The organism is Streptomyces sp. 130 (genome assembly GCF_007096885.1).
GTDB lineage: Bacteria > Actinomycetota > Actinomycetes > Streptomycetales > Streptomycetaceae > Streptomyces.
The window spans coordinates 1-14,858 of sequence record NZ_VJNO01000068.1 but is presented as its reverse complement, the minus strand read 5'-3'; the positions used below and the strand labels follow the sequence as shown (position 1 = coordinate 14,858).

General features: G+C 70.0%; 11 protein-coding genes. 8 read left to right on the top strand and 3 right to left on the bottom strand.

The genetic code is table 11. The features are described from left to right. The first annotated feature begins 161 nt into the window (after nt 1–161). Together FKN01_RS31415 and FKN01_RS31410 are read left to right on the top strand one after the other, a co-directional pair. Complete coding sequence (locus tag FKN01_RS31415; protein WP_143626054.1) at nt 162–704, top strand: hypothetical protein; 543 nt, start codon at nt 162–164, stop codon at nt 702–704. A gap of 324 nt (nt 705–1,028) precedes the next feature. After that, nucleotides 1,029–2,204 (top strand): glycosyltransferase family 4 protein, encoded by a 1,176-nt coding sequence (locus FKN01_RS31410; RefSeq protein ID WP_185993068.1) that lies wholly within the window; start codon nt 1,029–1,031, stop codon nt 2,202–2,204. Between the two features lie 1,026 nt (nt 2,205–3,230). Here the strand turns inward: FKN01_RS31410 and FKN01_RS31405 are convergent. Then, nucleotides 3,231–4,049 carry a DUF11 domain-containing protein gene (locus FKN01_RS31405; RefSeq protein WP_143626052.1) on the bottom strand — a complete coding sequence of 273 codons (819 nt, stop codon included), beginning with the start codon at nt 4,047–4,049 and terminating at the stop codon, nt 3,231–3,233. 1,366 nt (nt 4,050–5,415) lie between these two features. Here FKN01_RS31405 and FKN01_RS31395 point away from each other — a divergent pair. The 4 genes from FKN01_RS31395 (at nt 5,416) to FKN01_RS31375 (ending at nt 8,657) form a co-directional block, all read left to right on the top strand. Then, on the top strand, nt 5,416–5,826 hold the full coding sequence (locus tag FKN01_RS31395; RefSeq protein ID WP_143626050.1) for an Imm10 family immunity protein: 411 nt from the start codon (nt 5,416–5,418) through the stop codon (nt 5,824–5,826). A 271-nt stretch (nt 5,827–6,097) separates the two neighbouring features. Then, nucleotides 6,098–6,997, top strand: coding sequence for a DUF1963 domain-containing protein (locus FKN01_RS31390; RefSeq protein WP_143626049.1), 900 nt, complete (start codon nt 6,098–6,100; stop codon nt 6,995–6,997). A gap of 153 nt (nt 6,998–7,150) precedes the next feature. Then, complete coding sequence (locus tag FKN01_RS31385; protein ID WP_143626048.1) at nt 7,151–7,453, top strand: DUF5133 domain-containing protein; 303 nt, start codon at nt 7,151–7,153, stop codon at nt 7,451–7,453. 673 nt (nt 7,454–8,126) lie between these two features. After that, nucleotides 8,127–8,657 (top strand): EF-hand domain-containing protein, encoded by a 531-nt coding sequence (locus tag FKN01_RS31375; RefSeq protein ID WP_143626047.1) that lies wholly within the window; start codon nt 8,127–8,129, stop codon nt 8,655–8,657. Between the two features lie 344 nt (nt 8,658–9,001). On the opposite strand, the gene FKN01_RS31370 is transcribed toward FKN01_RS31375, so the two are convergent. Next, nucleotides 9,002–11,080: an alpha-galactosidase gene (locus FKN01_RS31370; RefSeq protein WP_143626046.1), complete on the bottom strand. Its 2,079-nt coding sequence runs from the start codon at nt 11,078–11,080 to the stop codon at nt 9,002–9,004. Between the two features lie 102 nt (nt 11,081–11,182). Between FKN01_RS31370 and FKN01_RS31365 the strand changes: the two genes are divergently transcribed. Continuing rightward, nucleotides 11,183–12,457, top strand: a complete 1,275-nt coding sequence (locus tag FKN01_RS31365; protein WP_185993066.1) for an ROK family transcriptional regulator — start codon at nt 11,183–11,185, stop codon at nt 12,455–12,457. Between the two features lie 541 nt (nt 12,458–12,998). Beyond that, nucleotides 12,999–13,910: an SDR family oxidoreductase gene (locus tag FKN01_RS31360; protein WP_143626044.1), complete on the top strand. Its 912-nt coding sequence runs from the start codon at nt 12,999–13,001 to the stop codon at nt 13,908–13,910. A 73-nt stretch (nt 13,911–13,983) separates the two neighbouring features. Here the strand turns inward: FKN01_RS31360 and FKN01_RS31355 are convergent, their stop codons facing one another. After that, nucleotides 13,984–14,724, bottom strand: a complete 741-nt coding sequence (locus FKN01_RS31355) for a class I SAM-dependent methyltransferase (RefSeq protein WP_143626043.1) — start codon at nt 14,722–14,724, stop codon at nt 13,984–13,986. Nucleotides 14,725–14,858: the final 134 nt, after the last annotated feature.

Below are 14,858 nucleotides of genomic sequence, written 5' to 3'. Positions count from 1 at the left end.
CATCCACGAAGCCTTCCTCGGCCTCGCGACCTGCCTGATCACCCACCGACACGTCCAACGCCTTTGTTAGGACCTCTTAGGCACGTTCCAATGCGCCGGTACCGCCGTGCGTCACCTGCAGCGAGAAAACCGGTCGTCGCCGGATGAAGGAGACCCCCGCCATGCGCCTACGCCGCCTCACCGCCATCGCCTCCGCAGCAACCCTCCTCGGCGGCGCTGCCCTGCTCGCCGCGCCTACGGCATCCGCCGCGCCCGCCGCCGTGGGAGACCTGGTGTGCACGGGCAGCCAGACCGCGCACTTCTCACCGCCGCTCACCAACACCCCCACCACGGTCACCGCCACCGTGCAGGAGAACTACAACTGTCTCTCCCTGCTCTCCCCGATCAGCTCCGGAAGCGGCGGCTACACCGCCGTCCGCCCCGACAACAGCTGCCTGCTCAGCCTCAGTCCCTTGGGCACCTCCCAGGTCACCTACGGGTGGAACACCGGCCAGACCAGCACCGTCACCTTCAACAACACCAACGTCATCCGCGCCGCCAACGGCACGACCACCACCATCTCCACCGGCGCGGTCACCTCCGGTTACTCCACCGGTTCCCTGGTTACCCGCGAACTGGTCGCTCCCGCCCTCAGCCTCACCGCCTGCGCTACCACCGGTGTATCGGACTCCACCGGCGTCGCCACCCTCACCGTCCTGCTGTAAGCAGCTCTCCGGCAGGTGCCCCAACCCGCCCTTCGTCCTCAGCGCCTCAGGGACGACTTCGCAACCTTGCTGCGGCATAGAACACCGGTGTTGTCGACGCCGGCCCAGCCCACTTCTCCCGCAAGCGCTGCCGCTCCAGTCGCACGCCTGGAGGCTCGCACGCCGTGCTGGAGGACAGGAAACGATGTCCTTATTCGGAGGCGCGTCGGCCGCTGTTCCCGGGGAAACTGGAGGGTGATGGCGTGCAACGGCGGAAGGTTCCGCATGAGTGCTTCACCCTCGTCCGATCACCCGACTTATTCACCGCGCTCTGAGCGTTTGGGCGTGCTGCACGTGTGCTCCGTATTCAAGTCGAGCAGGTCTGTCGCGAGCGCCGCCGGGACCGGATACAGCTCGATGGGCGGTGTTCAGATCCATGTCGGCGCGCTCGTCCGCCACTTGGACCGTCGGGGGATCAGCCAGACCGTGATCACCTCCTACAAGCCCGGCGAGCCCCGCGACCAGCATCAGGGCGACCACATACGCGTACGCCGATTCGGCGTGCCTGTCCGCCGGTGGCGGCAGCTGTGGGCCTTGCCCGCAGCGCGTGCGGCACTGGACGCGACCACGCGGGTTGACGTCGTCCATGCCCATCCCAGTGCCGATCTCGCCGCTCTGCCGATCGCCCTGTGGGCCGCGCACCGTCATCGTGCGCCGCTTGTCGTGACCCTGCACAGCAGCGCGCTGCACACCATGCGGGCCGTCAACGCCCGGCTCGCCGCTCTCAAGGTACTGGGCCACCCGTGGGAAGCGATCGCCCTCCGGCGGGCAGCGGCGGTTGTCGCCCTCACCGCCCGCACTCGCGACCGCGTCATCACGTCCGGCGCCGACCCCGCACGGGTGCACGTGCTTCCGCAGCCTTACGACCAGGAGACGTTCACCGGGCCCTTCGACGACCCCTCCCCCGAGGTACCGCACCCGCGGATCGTGTTCGTCGGCAGGTTCTCAGCCGAGAAGGGAGTCACGGTCCTCGTGGACGCCTTCTCCCGGCTCCGCAGCCCCGCGCAGTTGCTGCTGATCGGCGACGGCCGTGAACGGCAACGGATCCAGGCCGGCATCCGGCGGCTGGGGATCGGAGGGAATGTCACCGTGTGCGGTTTCGTGCCCCATCGCACTGCGGCCGCGGCGATGGCGCACGCCCGGATCGTTGTCCTGCCGTCGCTCTTCGAGGAAGCCGGCACCGTGGTCGTCGAGGCCATGGCGCTGGGAGTTCCCCTGGTCGCCTCGGACATCGGCGGCATCCGGCAGACCGCGGCGGACGGAAAGGCCGCACTGCTCGTGCCTCCCGGCGACCCTGTTGCCCTCGCCGCCGCGCTCGACGAGGTGCTGAGCCGCCCCGAGCTGGCCTCGCGGCTCGGTGCGGCGGGCACGTACGAATCCGCCGGACGCGGCTGGGGCGAGACCGGCGAGCGCATGCTGGGCATCTACCGCGACGTGCTGACGGCGCCACCGACGCCATGACAGCCGCGGGGCTGCTGGGTGACGGCCGGCGTCACTCGTTCCTGCATGACGTCGCCCACCACGACTGTACGCAGGCGGTTTCTTCGGCTTCATCGGCCGCCCGCGGCGTCGGAAGCCAGAGCGGGAAACGGCGGTCCCAGAGACGTGGTCACGCTCAGACGGAAGTGTGCCGGACAGATGGCGGTGACCAGCACACGGCGGTCAGGTCTTCGGGCCCCACATAGTCGACTTCTCCGCCTCCAGGATCGGTCACGAGGTGCCGCAGCAGCTGGCTGAACTGCACCGGCGCGGACCGGTTCAGTTGCCGAACGAGCATTGTCGAGGGCGCACTCGGGACAGCGGATGAGTGCGGGCTCCGGTTGCCCCGCACCTCGTCCTCCGCCCTGGTACAGCACGCTGGACCCGGACGCCGGCCCTGGCGCGACCGGTTCGTTCCGGTTCGTCGTCCTCGGACCAGTGCCGGCCCACCCACCAGGGCCCAGGTCCCACCCGTTGGACAGTCCTCGTGAGGTCGCACAGCCTGCTGTCATCACGCTCAGCGTCCGCTGAGGCTTGCCGGGAGAGGTTGTCTCGGGTCGGGCGGTCAGAGGATCTGGAGGTTGATCAGGCCGGAGTAGGTGTCCAGGCCGCTCGCGGTGAGGCATTGCAGCGTCTGGGCGGGGACGGGGACGAGAACGATCTCGATGATGATCTGCGGGCCCTGGAAGTCGCCGGACGCGGCCTCGCCGGTCAGGACCAGGACCGAGACGCCGCCGGGCCGCGCGCGTCCGCGGAGTCACGGGGCGCGGGGCTGGCCGAAGGCGAGCCGGAATGCGTCCCTTGGCAGTGGCTGCGCAGGGGGTGAGCGGTGTTCCCTCTCGCGCCTGGGGGAGGCACATCCCGTCCCCGAAAGCGGCAGCCGTCGAAGCCGAAGAGTTTTTCCGCTACAGGTCGCGGACGAGGACGGAGGAGTCTGCTCGATACCCGCGAGAGGAGCGTGGGGCGGCGTCGGTGGCTTCGACGCCCGCCCCGGCGGCTTCATGCGATTCAGCAGAGGACCACGAGGGAGGTGAGGGCGGTGCAGGATGCGCTGCTGGTGTTGTTGGCGGCGACGGGGTCAGGGGTGGTGGCCGATGCTGCGGTGGAGACGGGGAGAGCGCCCAGGGAGAGCAGGGTGAGCTGGGCGGTGTAGGTGTAGGTGCTGGTCTGGCCGCTGGCCAGGGTGGGTGCGGTGCACGTGACGGTCTTGGCCGCGGCGTTGAAGGAGCAGGCGCCGGGGAGCCCGGTCACGCTGCTGACCTGGCCGGGCAGGGTCGTCGTGAGGCTGACGCCGTCGGCGGTGCCGGGGCCGTTGTTGGTGACCGCGGCGGTGACGCCGATGGTGCTTCCCACGGCGGACCCCGTGAGGGACGTGTTGGTGGACAGATCGGCCTGGGCGGCAGTCACGGTGACCGTAGGCCCGGGCCTGGCGTCGGTCACACCGAAGTCGCTGCCGAACCTGTAGTACAGGTCGAACTGGCCCGCAGGTGTGCCCGGATCCACCCGCAGAGTGAGGGAACCCGACACCGTCGTGGGAGCCGACGGAGAGCTGGCCACCGGCACGAAGTACTGGGTGCCGACTTCACCGCAGGGGGCGGTGTTGCCGGTGCAGGAGACGAGCGAGGTGAAGTCCAGCACGCTCCCGAGTGTGGAGTTCCGCTCGCTGAACAGCACCCGTCCATTGGGGCCGCGGGGCACGTCGATGTTGAAGTCGACGGTGAAGGTCTCGCCGGCCGTGACGGTCGACGGAGTGGCGGTAACGGTATCGACGGCGTGGGCCCGGCCGGGCACGGCCACGATCATCAGGGCGGCCATCAAGGCCGTCATAGGCCGGTCAGGATCCGGCCTCCGGGCAACCCGAGACGCATGATGTGCACGAGTTCGACTCCTTCGTCAGCGTGGGGTGGGGCGGACACCGGCCGGGCTGGGACCGAACGGTGACCGTAGGGGGGCACGATCGCCCTTTCGCCATGACCTCGAACCCGTACGACGCAGCGCGCACTGGCGCATGGAGCCGGCGGCTGGATAAGGCCGGATAAGGACGGACACCCCGCAACCGCGACGGGCCAAGGACGTACTCACTCTCTGCCAGGACCTGCGATGCCGGTTCCGGCCCCGACGGCGGTGCGCGTGACATCGTGGTGGTGATCGGCGTCCACCGTGCGCCGGTTATGGCCGTCAGGAATCCCGGGCGCGGACAGGGTTCGCGGCGGGAATATCAGCAGGAGTGGATCGGCCCGGAAGCTCGAGCGATTGTTGCCATCCTCCACCCGCCGCCAAGGCGGTCCTATAGTCATTTCAGAGGGGCGTCTATTCCCCCCACGGGGGGTGGTACCAGGCGTCGGTACAGGCACGAACACCTCAGGTGCTGACTGCCTTCTGCTCTGAGCAGCCAACGCTCCGCGATAGGCCAAGAAGCGTCGGGCGTCAATGGGCGCGGATGCGGAGCGGGAGTGCTGGGAGCTGCGGTCGGGGACCAGGGCCAGCAGTTCTTGCCGCACCACGCTGCGGAGCATGGGAACTGGGTGCTGCACACGTCTGATGACTCGCTTTCCCTGACTGATCTCGGGGTTCTTCTGCGCTCGCAGCAGGTCGGTGCAGGGCACCTGACACGTCCGCTCTTCGTGAAGGAGGAGTGATTGGAGTCGGAGGCACCCAAACCGCCGGCCATGCGAAAGCCTGAGCGAACGCCTCCCCGAGGTGCGTTCACGCCGGCATCAGCGTCACCACCGGGCCTCCGCGCAGCGGGACACGGGGTCGGTTGGACGGCCGGGGTCGCTCGTGAGGGCGGTCGGCGGCGACGTAGGCCGCTGACGCCTCCCGTGCCGCGTGGGCAACGCGGAAGTGAGCGCCAGGCTGGATGGTCAGGCCGCTGCCCGGCGAGGGCGGCCTGGCGATCCATCGGGTGCCCCTTCCGACTGCGCATGCGGGCGGGTTCTCCGTGTTGCGCGGCGGTCGCCGAGGTGACGTTCACCAGCGACGGCCGGGGTGGAAACGGTGGGGAGCGGTGCAACTGCGCCCGCCCCTACGGCACCCGGCAGGCGAAGGAGGCGCGAGCCGCGCGCCTTGGCAACAGGATCGTCGCCGATCTCTGCCATTGAGGAATGGTCTGAGACGACTCCGCCTACGTGGACCTCGTGATGCCGGTGTCCGCGCCGCCTCCTCTGTCCGACCGGGTTGATAAAACCTTCTCATGACCGTCCGATTCACCGCCCGCGTCGCCGGTACTGAGATCGATCCCGACGGCTACTTCACCGAAGCCGGTCTCTCGGAGACCGAGGACGGCAGCGGCTTCATCCTGTCGTTCATGTCGGGCGAGGAAGATCCCGACGACCAAGAGGTCGCTCTGGGGATGGACACTCACTGTCTGGTCACGGCCGGCCAGGGAACGGCCTACGGCTGCGTACGCGAAGCCGTCCTGGAGGGCAATGTCCTTCGCGTCGTGCTGGACCCCGGGGCACTGGAAAGCCTTCGGCTGGAGGACTGCGAAATCGAGGCCGTCATCGAGGCACCGGCACCGGACGTGGCCCGTTTCCGGGAGGTCCTCGCTCAGGTGCTCGCTTATGGGAGGGCGGACTCCTTGCCTGCCCGGGTAGCGGTCTGAACCGAGGCGCCAGACGGGCCTTGCCGCCCGGGCAGGAGGGGGGCCCGTCCGCGTAGACCTGCGGCATGCTGGGCCCGCGTCCAGTGCTCCGCAGCCGAGGTGCCGCTCGCTCTCAGTCACGGCGCCGGCCGGCGATCGGCTTGCTGACCGGCGGCGCGACAGCCTCTTCCGTCTTGTGGAAGCCGTGCCCCACGCCGTTCACCACTTGGCCCCGCCATCGCTCCAACGCCCCGGTGGCGCGGCCAGGTTGTGCGGGGCCTATCTTCTCGGCATGGACCATCTAGGAGAGTTTCGCCGGGCGGCGCTCGAGTTGGGCATTCCGGACGACGAGATCAGTAGATTCAGCCGACACCTGCGTCTGTCGATCGGGTTGTCCGTGGGCGGTGCTTCCGCGGGCGGTTCCGTGGTTGGGCAGCTCGGTGGGCTGCCCCGGCTGCCGGTGGGCATGAAGTGGCCGTCCGCCGGGGAGGTTCCGTTGCCGTTGCTCCTTTCCGTCGATTGCGGAGCGCTGCCGAGAGTCGACGGCTTCGACCTGCCGGCGGACGGGACACTGCTCTTCTTCGTGGACCAGGAGAAGGATTGTGTGGACGATTCCGGGAAGTACGCGCGAGTCGTGTACGTGCCGGATGGCACCGAGACCGAAGTCGCGAAGGCCCCCGGCTCGGCATGGGTCCGCGAGCGGAGCGACGTGAGCGCCGAGCTCGGAGCCGAACTGCCCCTGTGGCTTCAGGAGGCTGAGGACGAGGACTGGCACGAGTTCTGGGAGGATCTCGACTGGGAGGACATGTCCCCCTTTCAGCAGCAGTTGGTCCGGTACATGGAGCGTGACCTGCCGCACCTGGATGAGCTTCGGGCTCTGGCCCACGGCCTCTGGCCGTCCGGCGCCGGTGTCGTCATCGGCGGATATGCCGATGACGAGGTGATCAACAGCCTTGCGGAGCAGACCCTCGCGGGGCGCGAGAAGGCGGGAGAGATTCCGCCCATCCCGGTCGCGCAATGGCATTCCCACCTGGAGGAGGAGAAGCACCGACTGACGAGCGAGTGGATCTCGCTCGCCGGTGAAGCCCGGTGTTACGAGGCATACTTCACGAGTTTTGTGATCCGCCATGACGACCTGGCCGGCGTGCGGGTGGACAGGGCGCTGGCCGTGACCGGCTTCGAGGCCCCGTGACAGGCACGGCACCTCTCCTGCTGGTGTTGCGCACGAGCGCGTCGTAGGGCGCACGCTGCTGTCCGTGGGGTGGACCAGGCATGCGGGGAGGCAACGCGGGTAGTGGAGCGCACGGCTCCGAAGCATTCGGTCCGGTCGAAGAAAGGTTCTGTCATGTTGATGGCCCACCCCGCGGTGCTGCACGCTCTGGTCGAGAACTACGAGGCCCTCGCGGCCGTGGGCGCTACCGAAGCGGACAGCGCGCAGGTACGCCAGCGCATGGACGACATCGCCTACACGCTGTGCGTGTCCACCGGTACCCGGGACATCGACGCCGCCCTGATCGCCGCCCGGCACCGGTTGCCCGGCGCCCGGCCCCTGGACGATTCGGTCCTGGCCGGCGACGTCGTCCCGGTGCCGGCCCAGGGCTCCAGTGCCGCCGCAGCGACGTCTTGCCCCACGTCGACGGAGGCGTGACGCCTTCGCGCTTCCGGCGGGTGTTCCCCCGAGTCGCCGATCGGCCCCGGGCGACGTACACCGGACGTATGGGAGACGAAAAGCGAACGTGGCATCCCGGGGAGATCGTGCCCGAGAGCGGTATCTACGAATGCGACTGCGGGGCCGGCCACCACTGAAGCACCGACGTCAAGGGCCACCGCTTCCCTCCGCTTCCAGCCGGTTGTCCGGGTGGTGCGTGGGCGCTGAAGACGGACGCCCACCCGGACACCTGATGTGCTTCTGAGACCGCCTCGGCCGCGCTGAGCGTCTCTGGAGCGGCCGTTTCGCCGGCCGCTGCGCATGCCCGGGGACCCGTTCGCCGGCGTACGCCCGCATCACACCCGTACCGGACGCAGCCACTCTCGGCCGGCAGACGCCCCGTCCGCGCACTGGGGCCTGCCCCACTTCGTCCTCGACGGCCACCTGTGCGCGGCTTCCTGCGTTACGGGCTCAGTTCCGTTCCGCCCGAGCAAGCGGCAACTCAGCCGGCTCAAGCATCGCAGGCGGCCGGAACCCCCCGATCGAGTGTGACGCCGCACGAAGCCGTGACAGGTCACTCCTTCGCATGAACGCTGGGCATCACACCGCGGCCCGAGACCGCCCTTTCCTAGGGTTTCCGGTGCGATATCCGAGACGGAAAGGCGACATACCTATGCGGGAAGAAGCGATCGCACGGGTCAAACTGGTATTCCAGTTGTTCGACGCCGATGGGAACGGGCTCATCGAGGCCGATGATTTCCGGCTGATGGCGGAAAGGGTGGTGGCGGCAGTCCCGGAAGCCGACGCGGGCAGGCACGCCGCGATGGCGGGTGCCTTCCGGACCTTCTGGCAGACCCTGGCCGGGGAACTCGACAGCAACCGCGACGGCCGGGTCGACTACACCGAATTCCAGGACATCGTCCTCGCGCCGGAGCGGTTCTCCGCAGCGGTCACGGAGTTCGCCGGAGCACTCACCGCGGTCGCGGACCCGGACGGAGACGGGTTGGTCGAACAGTCGACGTTCGTTGCGGTCATGACCGCCATCGGCTTCTCCGAGCCGAACATCCTCGCCCTGTTCGACGCTCTGAAGCCGGCCGGCGCGGAGCAGGCTTCGGTCCCGGCCTGGACGGAGGCCATCCAGGAGTATTACCGGCCTGATGCGGCAGGCATCGCGGACCATCTGGTCGCCGTGCCAGTCAGCTGACCGGGCCGCGCCCGCGTGCCCGCCCCTGAGGGCTGATCACCCGACGGGGCGGGCTGGAAGCCCGATGACGGTTCCGCGCTTCGGCGAAGTGTGCTGGAGGTCTCCGTCGTCTCGGCACGACGGGTGACGTTCAACGTCTGCTCGCCCGCGATCGGGCTGATCCGGAGCCCGTCGGCCACTCCGAGCCACCGTCCGCGCGCGGCCTCGGCGATCATCCGCGCCCCGCCTGAAACGCAGGCGGGGCGGTATGCCCGTCCCACCGCAGGCAGAGCTGCCGCAATGCGCGACAGCCTCCCCGCCCTCCCCCACCAGCCGTTCCAGAAAGGCATCGGGCGGCGGCTGGGTCAGTCCGTGCGGGCGGCGTGCAGGACGAGAGCGGACTCAGGATGCAGGCGCGGCAGTGCGAGGCCGATGTGGGCGAGGAATTCGCCGGTCACCTCGGTCTGTTCCGGTTGCCAGGAGGGTGCCCGGCGCAGCCCGTTCGGGGGGACGGGACCCTGGGGGCCGACCGGGGTGAGCCGATAGAGGCCGTCCGGGTCCAGGCCGGGAAAGCGGGCGCGGGCCGGGGTCTCCGCGCGAGTGGCGGTGAGCTGGACGTACGAGAGCAGCGCCTCGCTCCGGTCGGGGGCGACGACGGTGGTGAGGGAGGCGGCTTCGTCGTCGGGGCTTTCGTGGCGGAACAGGCGGCCGGTGTGCAGCAGTGTGCGATGGCGCTTGTACGCGGCGACCCACTCGGCGAGTTCGGCCCGCTCGGCGTCGGTAGCGGTGGTGATGTCCCACTCGATGCCGAAGTGCCCGAACAGCGCGGTCGCGGCGCGGAAGGCGAGGGTATGGGTGCGGCCGGTGCTGTGCGAGGTGGTGGGGCCGACGTGGGCGCCGGTCAGTTCCAGCGGGAGCAGCAGGTTGGTGCCGCGCTGGATCTCCTGGCGTTCGAGGGCGTCGTTGCAGTCGGAGGTCCACACCCGGTCGGTGTGTTCCAGGATGCCCAGGTCCATGCGGCCGCCGCCCGACGCGCAGCTCTCGATCTCCACCCCCGGGTGGCGCCTGCGCAGCTCGTCCAGGAGCCGGTACGCGGCGGTGGTCTGGGCCCGGACGGCGGCGCGGCCCTCGTGTCCGGGCTCGACCAGGTCGCGGTTGTGGTCCCACTTGAGGTAGGCGATGTCGTACGCGCTGAGGAGGCTGTCGAAGCGCTCCAGGAGGTACGCGTACGCCTCCGGCCGGCACAGGTCGAGCACCTGCTGGTTGCGCCAGTCGGGCGGGAGCCGGTCCGCGGCGTGCAGCGCCCAGTCGGGGTGCTCCCGCAGGAGCCGGGAGTCGGGGCTCACCATCTCCGGCTCGCACCACAGGCCGAACTCCATGCCGTGCGCCCACACATGGCCGATCAGCGGGTCGAGGCCGTCCGGCCACACGTCCGGGTCGACGTACCAGTCGCCCAGGCCGGCGGTGTCGTCGCGCCGGCCGAGGAACCAGCCGTCGTCCAGGACGAAGCGCTCGACGCCCACCTCGGCGGCACGCTCGACCAGCGGCATGAGGCGCCGCGGGTCGTGGTCGAAGTACGTGGCCTCCCAGTTGTTGAGGACGACGGGGCGGGGCCGGGCCTCGGGGTCGGGGTGGTGGGCCCGGGAGCGCAGCCAGTCGTGGAAGCGGGGCGTGATGCCGTTCAGCCCGGTCCCGGAGTACGCGGCGCAGAGCCACGGGGTCACGTACTCCTCCCCGGGTGCGAGGGCGCACTCGCCGGGCAGCAGCAGTTCGCCGGTGCCGATCACGCAGCCGGCGGACGGCAGGCGCTCCACGTAGTAGCGCTGGTTGCCGCTCCACGCGAGGTGCACCGACCAGACCTCGCCGTCGTCCCAGCCGAAGCCGGGTGTGCCGGCCGACATCAGGTAGGGGCTGTCGTGGCCGGGGCGGCCCCGGCGGCTCTCCCGCAGGTATGTGCCATGGCCCAACGGGTGGCGCTGGGGCTGGCGTTCCTTGGCCCACCGGCCGGTGAAGTCCATGGCCTCCACCGCCCGCGGGGGAATCGGCAGCACCGGTGTCAGCTCGTCCAGCTGGTAGGTGTCGGTGCCGGTGTTCCGCAGTCCGTGGCGCAGGCGCAGCAGCCCGGAGGCGGTCAGTTCCAGCTCCGCCCGCCACTCCAGCCGGCTGTGCGGGTCCTCGGCCTGGAAGGCGAGCCGTGCACCGTCGGTGTGGAGGGTGCGGGCGTGCGTGAACGACGGCGACCAGGCGGTGCCCGCCCGGTGGCCGATGAGCCCCGGTCGGCCCTGGTGGACCTGGGCGTTCAGCGGCAGGAGCGCGGTGCCGGTCACCGCGTCGCCCATGGTCCGGACGGTCGCCTCGGAGAGGGCCCGCCCCCAGTGCAGGACGCGCCCGTCCGTCTCGTCGGCGACCAGGCTGACCCCGGCAGCGGTCAGGTGAACGGGCATGTGTGACCACCCCACATGTTTAATTAACCCCTTTTAATAAAAGGGCCTGCGGTAGGCTCGCAGCCCATGAGGGACGTGTCAAGGGGCGGAGCGGACTCAGCGATGGTGAGGCAGCTCAACGCCTCGCGGGTGCTGGCGGTGCTCCGGGATGCGCCCGAAGTGCCCTGGTCCTCCAACGACTTGGTCGAGGAGACGGGTATGTCCCGGCCCACCGTCCTGGCCGCCGCCGACCACCTGGTGGACCTCGGCTGGGTCACCGGGTCCGTGAGCCGGGCCGCCGCCGGACGCGGCCGCCCCTGCCGGGCGTTCGCCTTCCGCCGTGACGCCGGGTACGTGCTGGGCGTCGACATCGGCGCGCGGACGGTCAGGGTCGCGGTGGCCGACCTGACCGGCCGTGTCGTGGCCGAGGACGAGCACGCCTTCGGCGATCCGGGCATGCCTTCCGGTGAACGGCTGGAGACCGTGACCGAGACCGCCGCCGGCGCCCTGGAGGCGGCCGGAGTCTCCCGTGCGCGGCTTCTCGCCGCATGCGCAGGTTCCAGCGGCACGGTCGCGGAGGACGGTACGGTCCGCGTCCGCTCCGGAATCCCCGATTTCGTGGGCGTCAATCTGCCCGACGCGCTCGGCCGTGCCTTCGGCTGCGCCGTCGTCGCGGAGAACGACTGCAATCTGGCCGTCATCGCCGAGCGCTGGCGCGGGGTCGCCTCGGGCTCCGAGAACGTGGTCTGCATGCTCGCGGGTGAGCGGCTCGGGGCCGGCATCGTGGTGCATGGCGGGCTGGTGCGCGGCCATCAGGGAGGCGCGGGCGAGCTGGGCTTCCTCAGCCTCATGGGCGGCTCCACCGCGGCCGAGGGGCTGGCTTCACGCGCCCGTACCGAAGGCAGACGCCTGGTCGATGCCGTCGCCGCACGCGCTGGGGGCACAGCGTCGCCCGACTCCCCCGGGGCCGTACTCCACACACTCGCCCGGGGCGATTCCGCGCGAGTGGACGCGCCTCTGGTCTTCGAGGCGATGCGCCGGGGCGACACCGCCCTGCCGAGCCTGGCGGAGCACATCCTCGGCCCGGCCGCCCGTGCCATCGCGACGGTCTCCCTGCTCCTCGACCCCGAACTCGTCGTCATCGGTGGAGCGGTGGCCGATGCCGGGGACGTGCTCCTCGCTCCTCTCCGGGACCTGGTCGGCCGGCTGAGCGAGGCACCGCCGCGCCTGGAATTCTCGCCGCTCACGGACCGCGCCGTCGTACTGGGCGCGGTCCGGCTGGCCCTGGACACCGCGCAGGCCAGGTTCCAGGACCCGCTGGCCCCCACTCCTAGCCCGCGACCGGGACGAGCGCAAGGGCCCGCGAACGGCCCTGTGATCCACGCGAACGGCTGGTGAGCGGGGCGCGGGCTCCGTTCGGTGCCGCGCCCCACCCTTGTGCTGCGGGGCGGCGCTCGGCTGCGCCCGGGATCGGCGCGTCGTCGCTCGTAGGGAAGTTCGCCGAGTCCCTGGCCCTGAAGTGTGTCGGCCTTCTCGGAGCACGGATGACGCCCGGGGCTCTCGTCGGGATGCCCCAGATCCGCGACGGCCGATCCGGCGCAGGCGAGGCGGCGGGGGCGGGGAGGGCGCGTCCGACCGGCCACCGAGGCGTTGGCGGCCGTCGGGGCGTCCGGGTGCCGCCAGGTGGAGTGCGCGCGGCCCCTGTCGGGGGGCTCTTCGCCGCAGGAGGAGGCCCGCGGTGCTTTCGGCGTCGTCCTGGACACCTCCGGCGCGAGGACTGCTCCCGCCTCCGGGCCTTTCGGAGCGCTGCAGCCGGTGCACAGGGCATCAGCCCTGAACGGTGCAAATTCCCCGCCTCCTGTTTGCTCACTGCCCTCTGCGGTTAGGCGCTCACCGGTAAGGAGAAACAACACGCTTTGTCATAGTGGGGAGTATTTTCATGCGGGATGACGCAAACCGGAGCGGGACAGATCCGCAGATCACCTCGGAGCCCGTACCGCCCTATCCCGAGCAGGACCAGCAGCCGCCCGGCAGCGAACGCGACATGGACCCGGCGCCCCGTTACCGGGCGAGCCGGTACCGGGCGGCCGACAAGCTGCGCGGCAAGGTCGCTCTGATCACGGGCGGGGACTCGGGTATCGGCAGGGCCGTGGCCGTACTGTACGCGCGAGAAGGCGCTGACGTCGCCGTGGTCCATCTGCCGCAGGAGCAGTCCGACGCGGAGGAGACCCGCCGCGCGGTGACGCAGGAGGGCCGCAGGTGTCTGCTGCTCTCCGGTGACCTGGCTGAACCGTCGTTCTGCCGGGAGGTGGTCGAGCGGACGGTGCGCGAGCTGGGCGGTCTGAACATCCTCGTGAACAACGCCGCTCATCTGAACAGCCAGCTGGATCTGTCGCAGCTGTCCTACGAGGACTGGGACCGGTCCTTCAAGGTCAATGTGTACGCGTACTTCCATCTGGTGCAAGCCGCCCGCCCGCACCTCAAGGCCGGGGACGCCATCATCGCCACCGCGTCGGAAGAAGCCCTCAAGGGCAGCGACACCATGATCGACTACGCGGCGTCCAAGGCCGCCCTGGTCAACTTCACCAAATCGATCGCCACACACCTGGTCAAGGACGGCATCCGGGCGAACGTGGTCGCGCCCGGCCCCACCTGGACCGTGCTCAACGTGGCCGACCCGAACATGCCGACGGAAGATCTCGCTCAGCTGGGCAGCGAAGACCCTGTCGGACGCGTCGCGCAGCCCGAGGAGATCGCACCGGCGTACGTCTACCTGGCCTCGGATGCGGACTCCAGCTTCACCGTCGGCGAGATCATCGCCGTCACAGGGGGCCTCACCAACACGCGCTGAGACCGGCCGGCCCGCGCCGGCGGGCCGTGCGGAGGGTCGTGGAGAGGTTGGAAGAGGGGCGGAGTCGTGGCGCTTACGGTTTGTGGGTCACCCAGAGTGCTTCGGCCGGCCAGTGGTGTGCCCAGTCGGGTGGGTCGGTCTTGTTGTAGCCGTTGGCCGCTTCGGGGTGGGGGCGCGGTTCGATGAGGTCGTCGATGACGAGACCCGCGCCGCGCAGGACCCGGATCCAGTCGCCGTAGGTGAGCTGGTAGCTGACCGCGCCCTGGTCCTCATCAATGGTGTCCAGGCCGAAGTAGTCCTGTCGCAGCGTCGTCGTCGCGCGGCTGGTCGCTTCGTCGTAGCAGGCTTCGAACCAGGGGCTGGCGACGTTGAACACCAGGCGCCCGCCGTGCCGCAGTACGCGCGCGGCTTGTGGTACGGCCAGGTGCGGGGGTGCCCAGCTGAGCCCGCCGTAATCGCAGAACACCAGGTCGAAGCTTGTGGAGGCGAACGGAAGGTGCTCGGCGGCGCCCTGCACCAGCGGGTAGCGGACCGCCCCCATCGCGCGAGCCGCCGCGGCGAGCTGCTCTTCGGACAGGTCGAACCCGATCACGTCGGCCCCTTCGGCGGCGAGCGCCCTGGACCACTGGCCGGCGCCGCAGCCGAGTTCCAGGACGCGCTTGCCGGCGACGTCACCCAGCGCCCGCAGGTGCGCGTCGGGGATCGCGTACGTGCCCCACAGGCGGGGCGCCGCGCCGATCTGCGCGTCGTGTTTGCGCTGGTAGGCGCCGCTGAACTGATTCCAGAAGCGCCTGTTGCCGGAGATGCTGTCCACGTACCGACCCAAGCACCACCCGCGGGGGTGGTCAACGTATTTGTGCTGGACGGCTAAGAGGTCCTAACAGAAGTCGGCTGATGGTGTGACTGTCAGCTCAGATGCTCGTTGCTCTGTTCGTGGGGAAGAGGAAC

What these genes read in the sequence shown, in the direction of transcription:
- FKN01_RS31415 (WP_143626054.1), top strand. Translation starts at nt 162, where the DNA reads ATGCGCCTACGCCGCCTCACCGCCATCGCCTCCGCAGCAACCCTCCTC.
- FKN01_RS31405 (WP_143626052.1), bottom strand. Translation starts at nt 4,049, where the DNA reads ATGACGGCCTTGATGGCCGCCCTGATGATCGTGGCCGTGCCCGGCCGG.
- FKN01_RS31395 (WP_143626050.1), top strand. Translation starts at nt 5,416, where the DNA reads ATGACCGTCCGATTCACCGCCCGCGTCGCCGGTACTGAGATCGATCCC.
- FKN01_RS31390 (WP_143626049.1), top strand. Translation starts at nt 6,098, where the DNA reads ATGGACCATCTAGGAGAGTTTCGCCGGGCGGCGCTCGAGTTGGGCATT.
- FKN01_RS31385 (WP_143626048.1), top strand. Translation starts at nt 7,151, where the DNA reads ATGTTGATGGCCCACCCCGCGGTGCTGCACGCTCTGGTCGAGAACTAC.
- FKN01_RS31375 (WP_143626047.1), top strand. Translation starts at nt 8,127, where the DNA reads ATGCGGGAAGAAGCGATCGCACGGGTCAAACTGGTATTCCAGTTGTTC.
- FKN01_RS31370 (WP_143626046.1), bottom strand. Translation starts at nt 11,080, where the DNA reads ATGCCCGTTCACCTGACCGCTGCCGGGGTCAGCCTGGTCGCCGACGAG.
- FKN01_RS31365 (WP_185993066.1), top strand. Translation starts at nt 11,183, where the DNA reads ATGGTGAGGCAGCTCAACGCCTCGCGGGTGCTGGCGGTGCTCCGGGAT.
- FKN01_RS31360 (WP_143626044.1), top strand. Translation starts at nt 12,999, where the DNA reads ATGCGGGATGACGCAAACCGGAGCGGGACAGATCCGCAGATCACCTCG.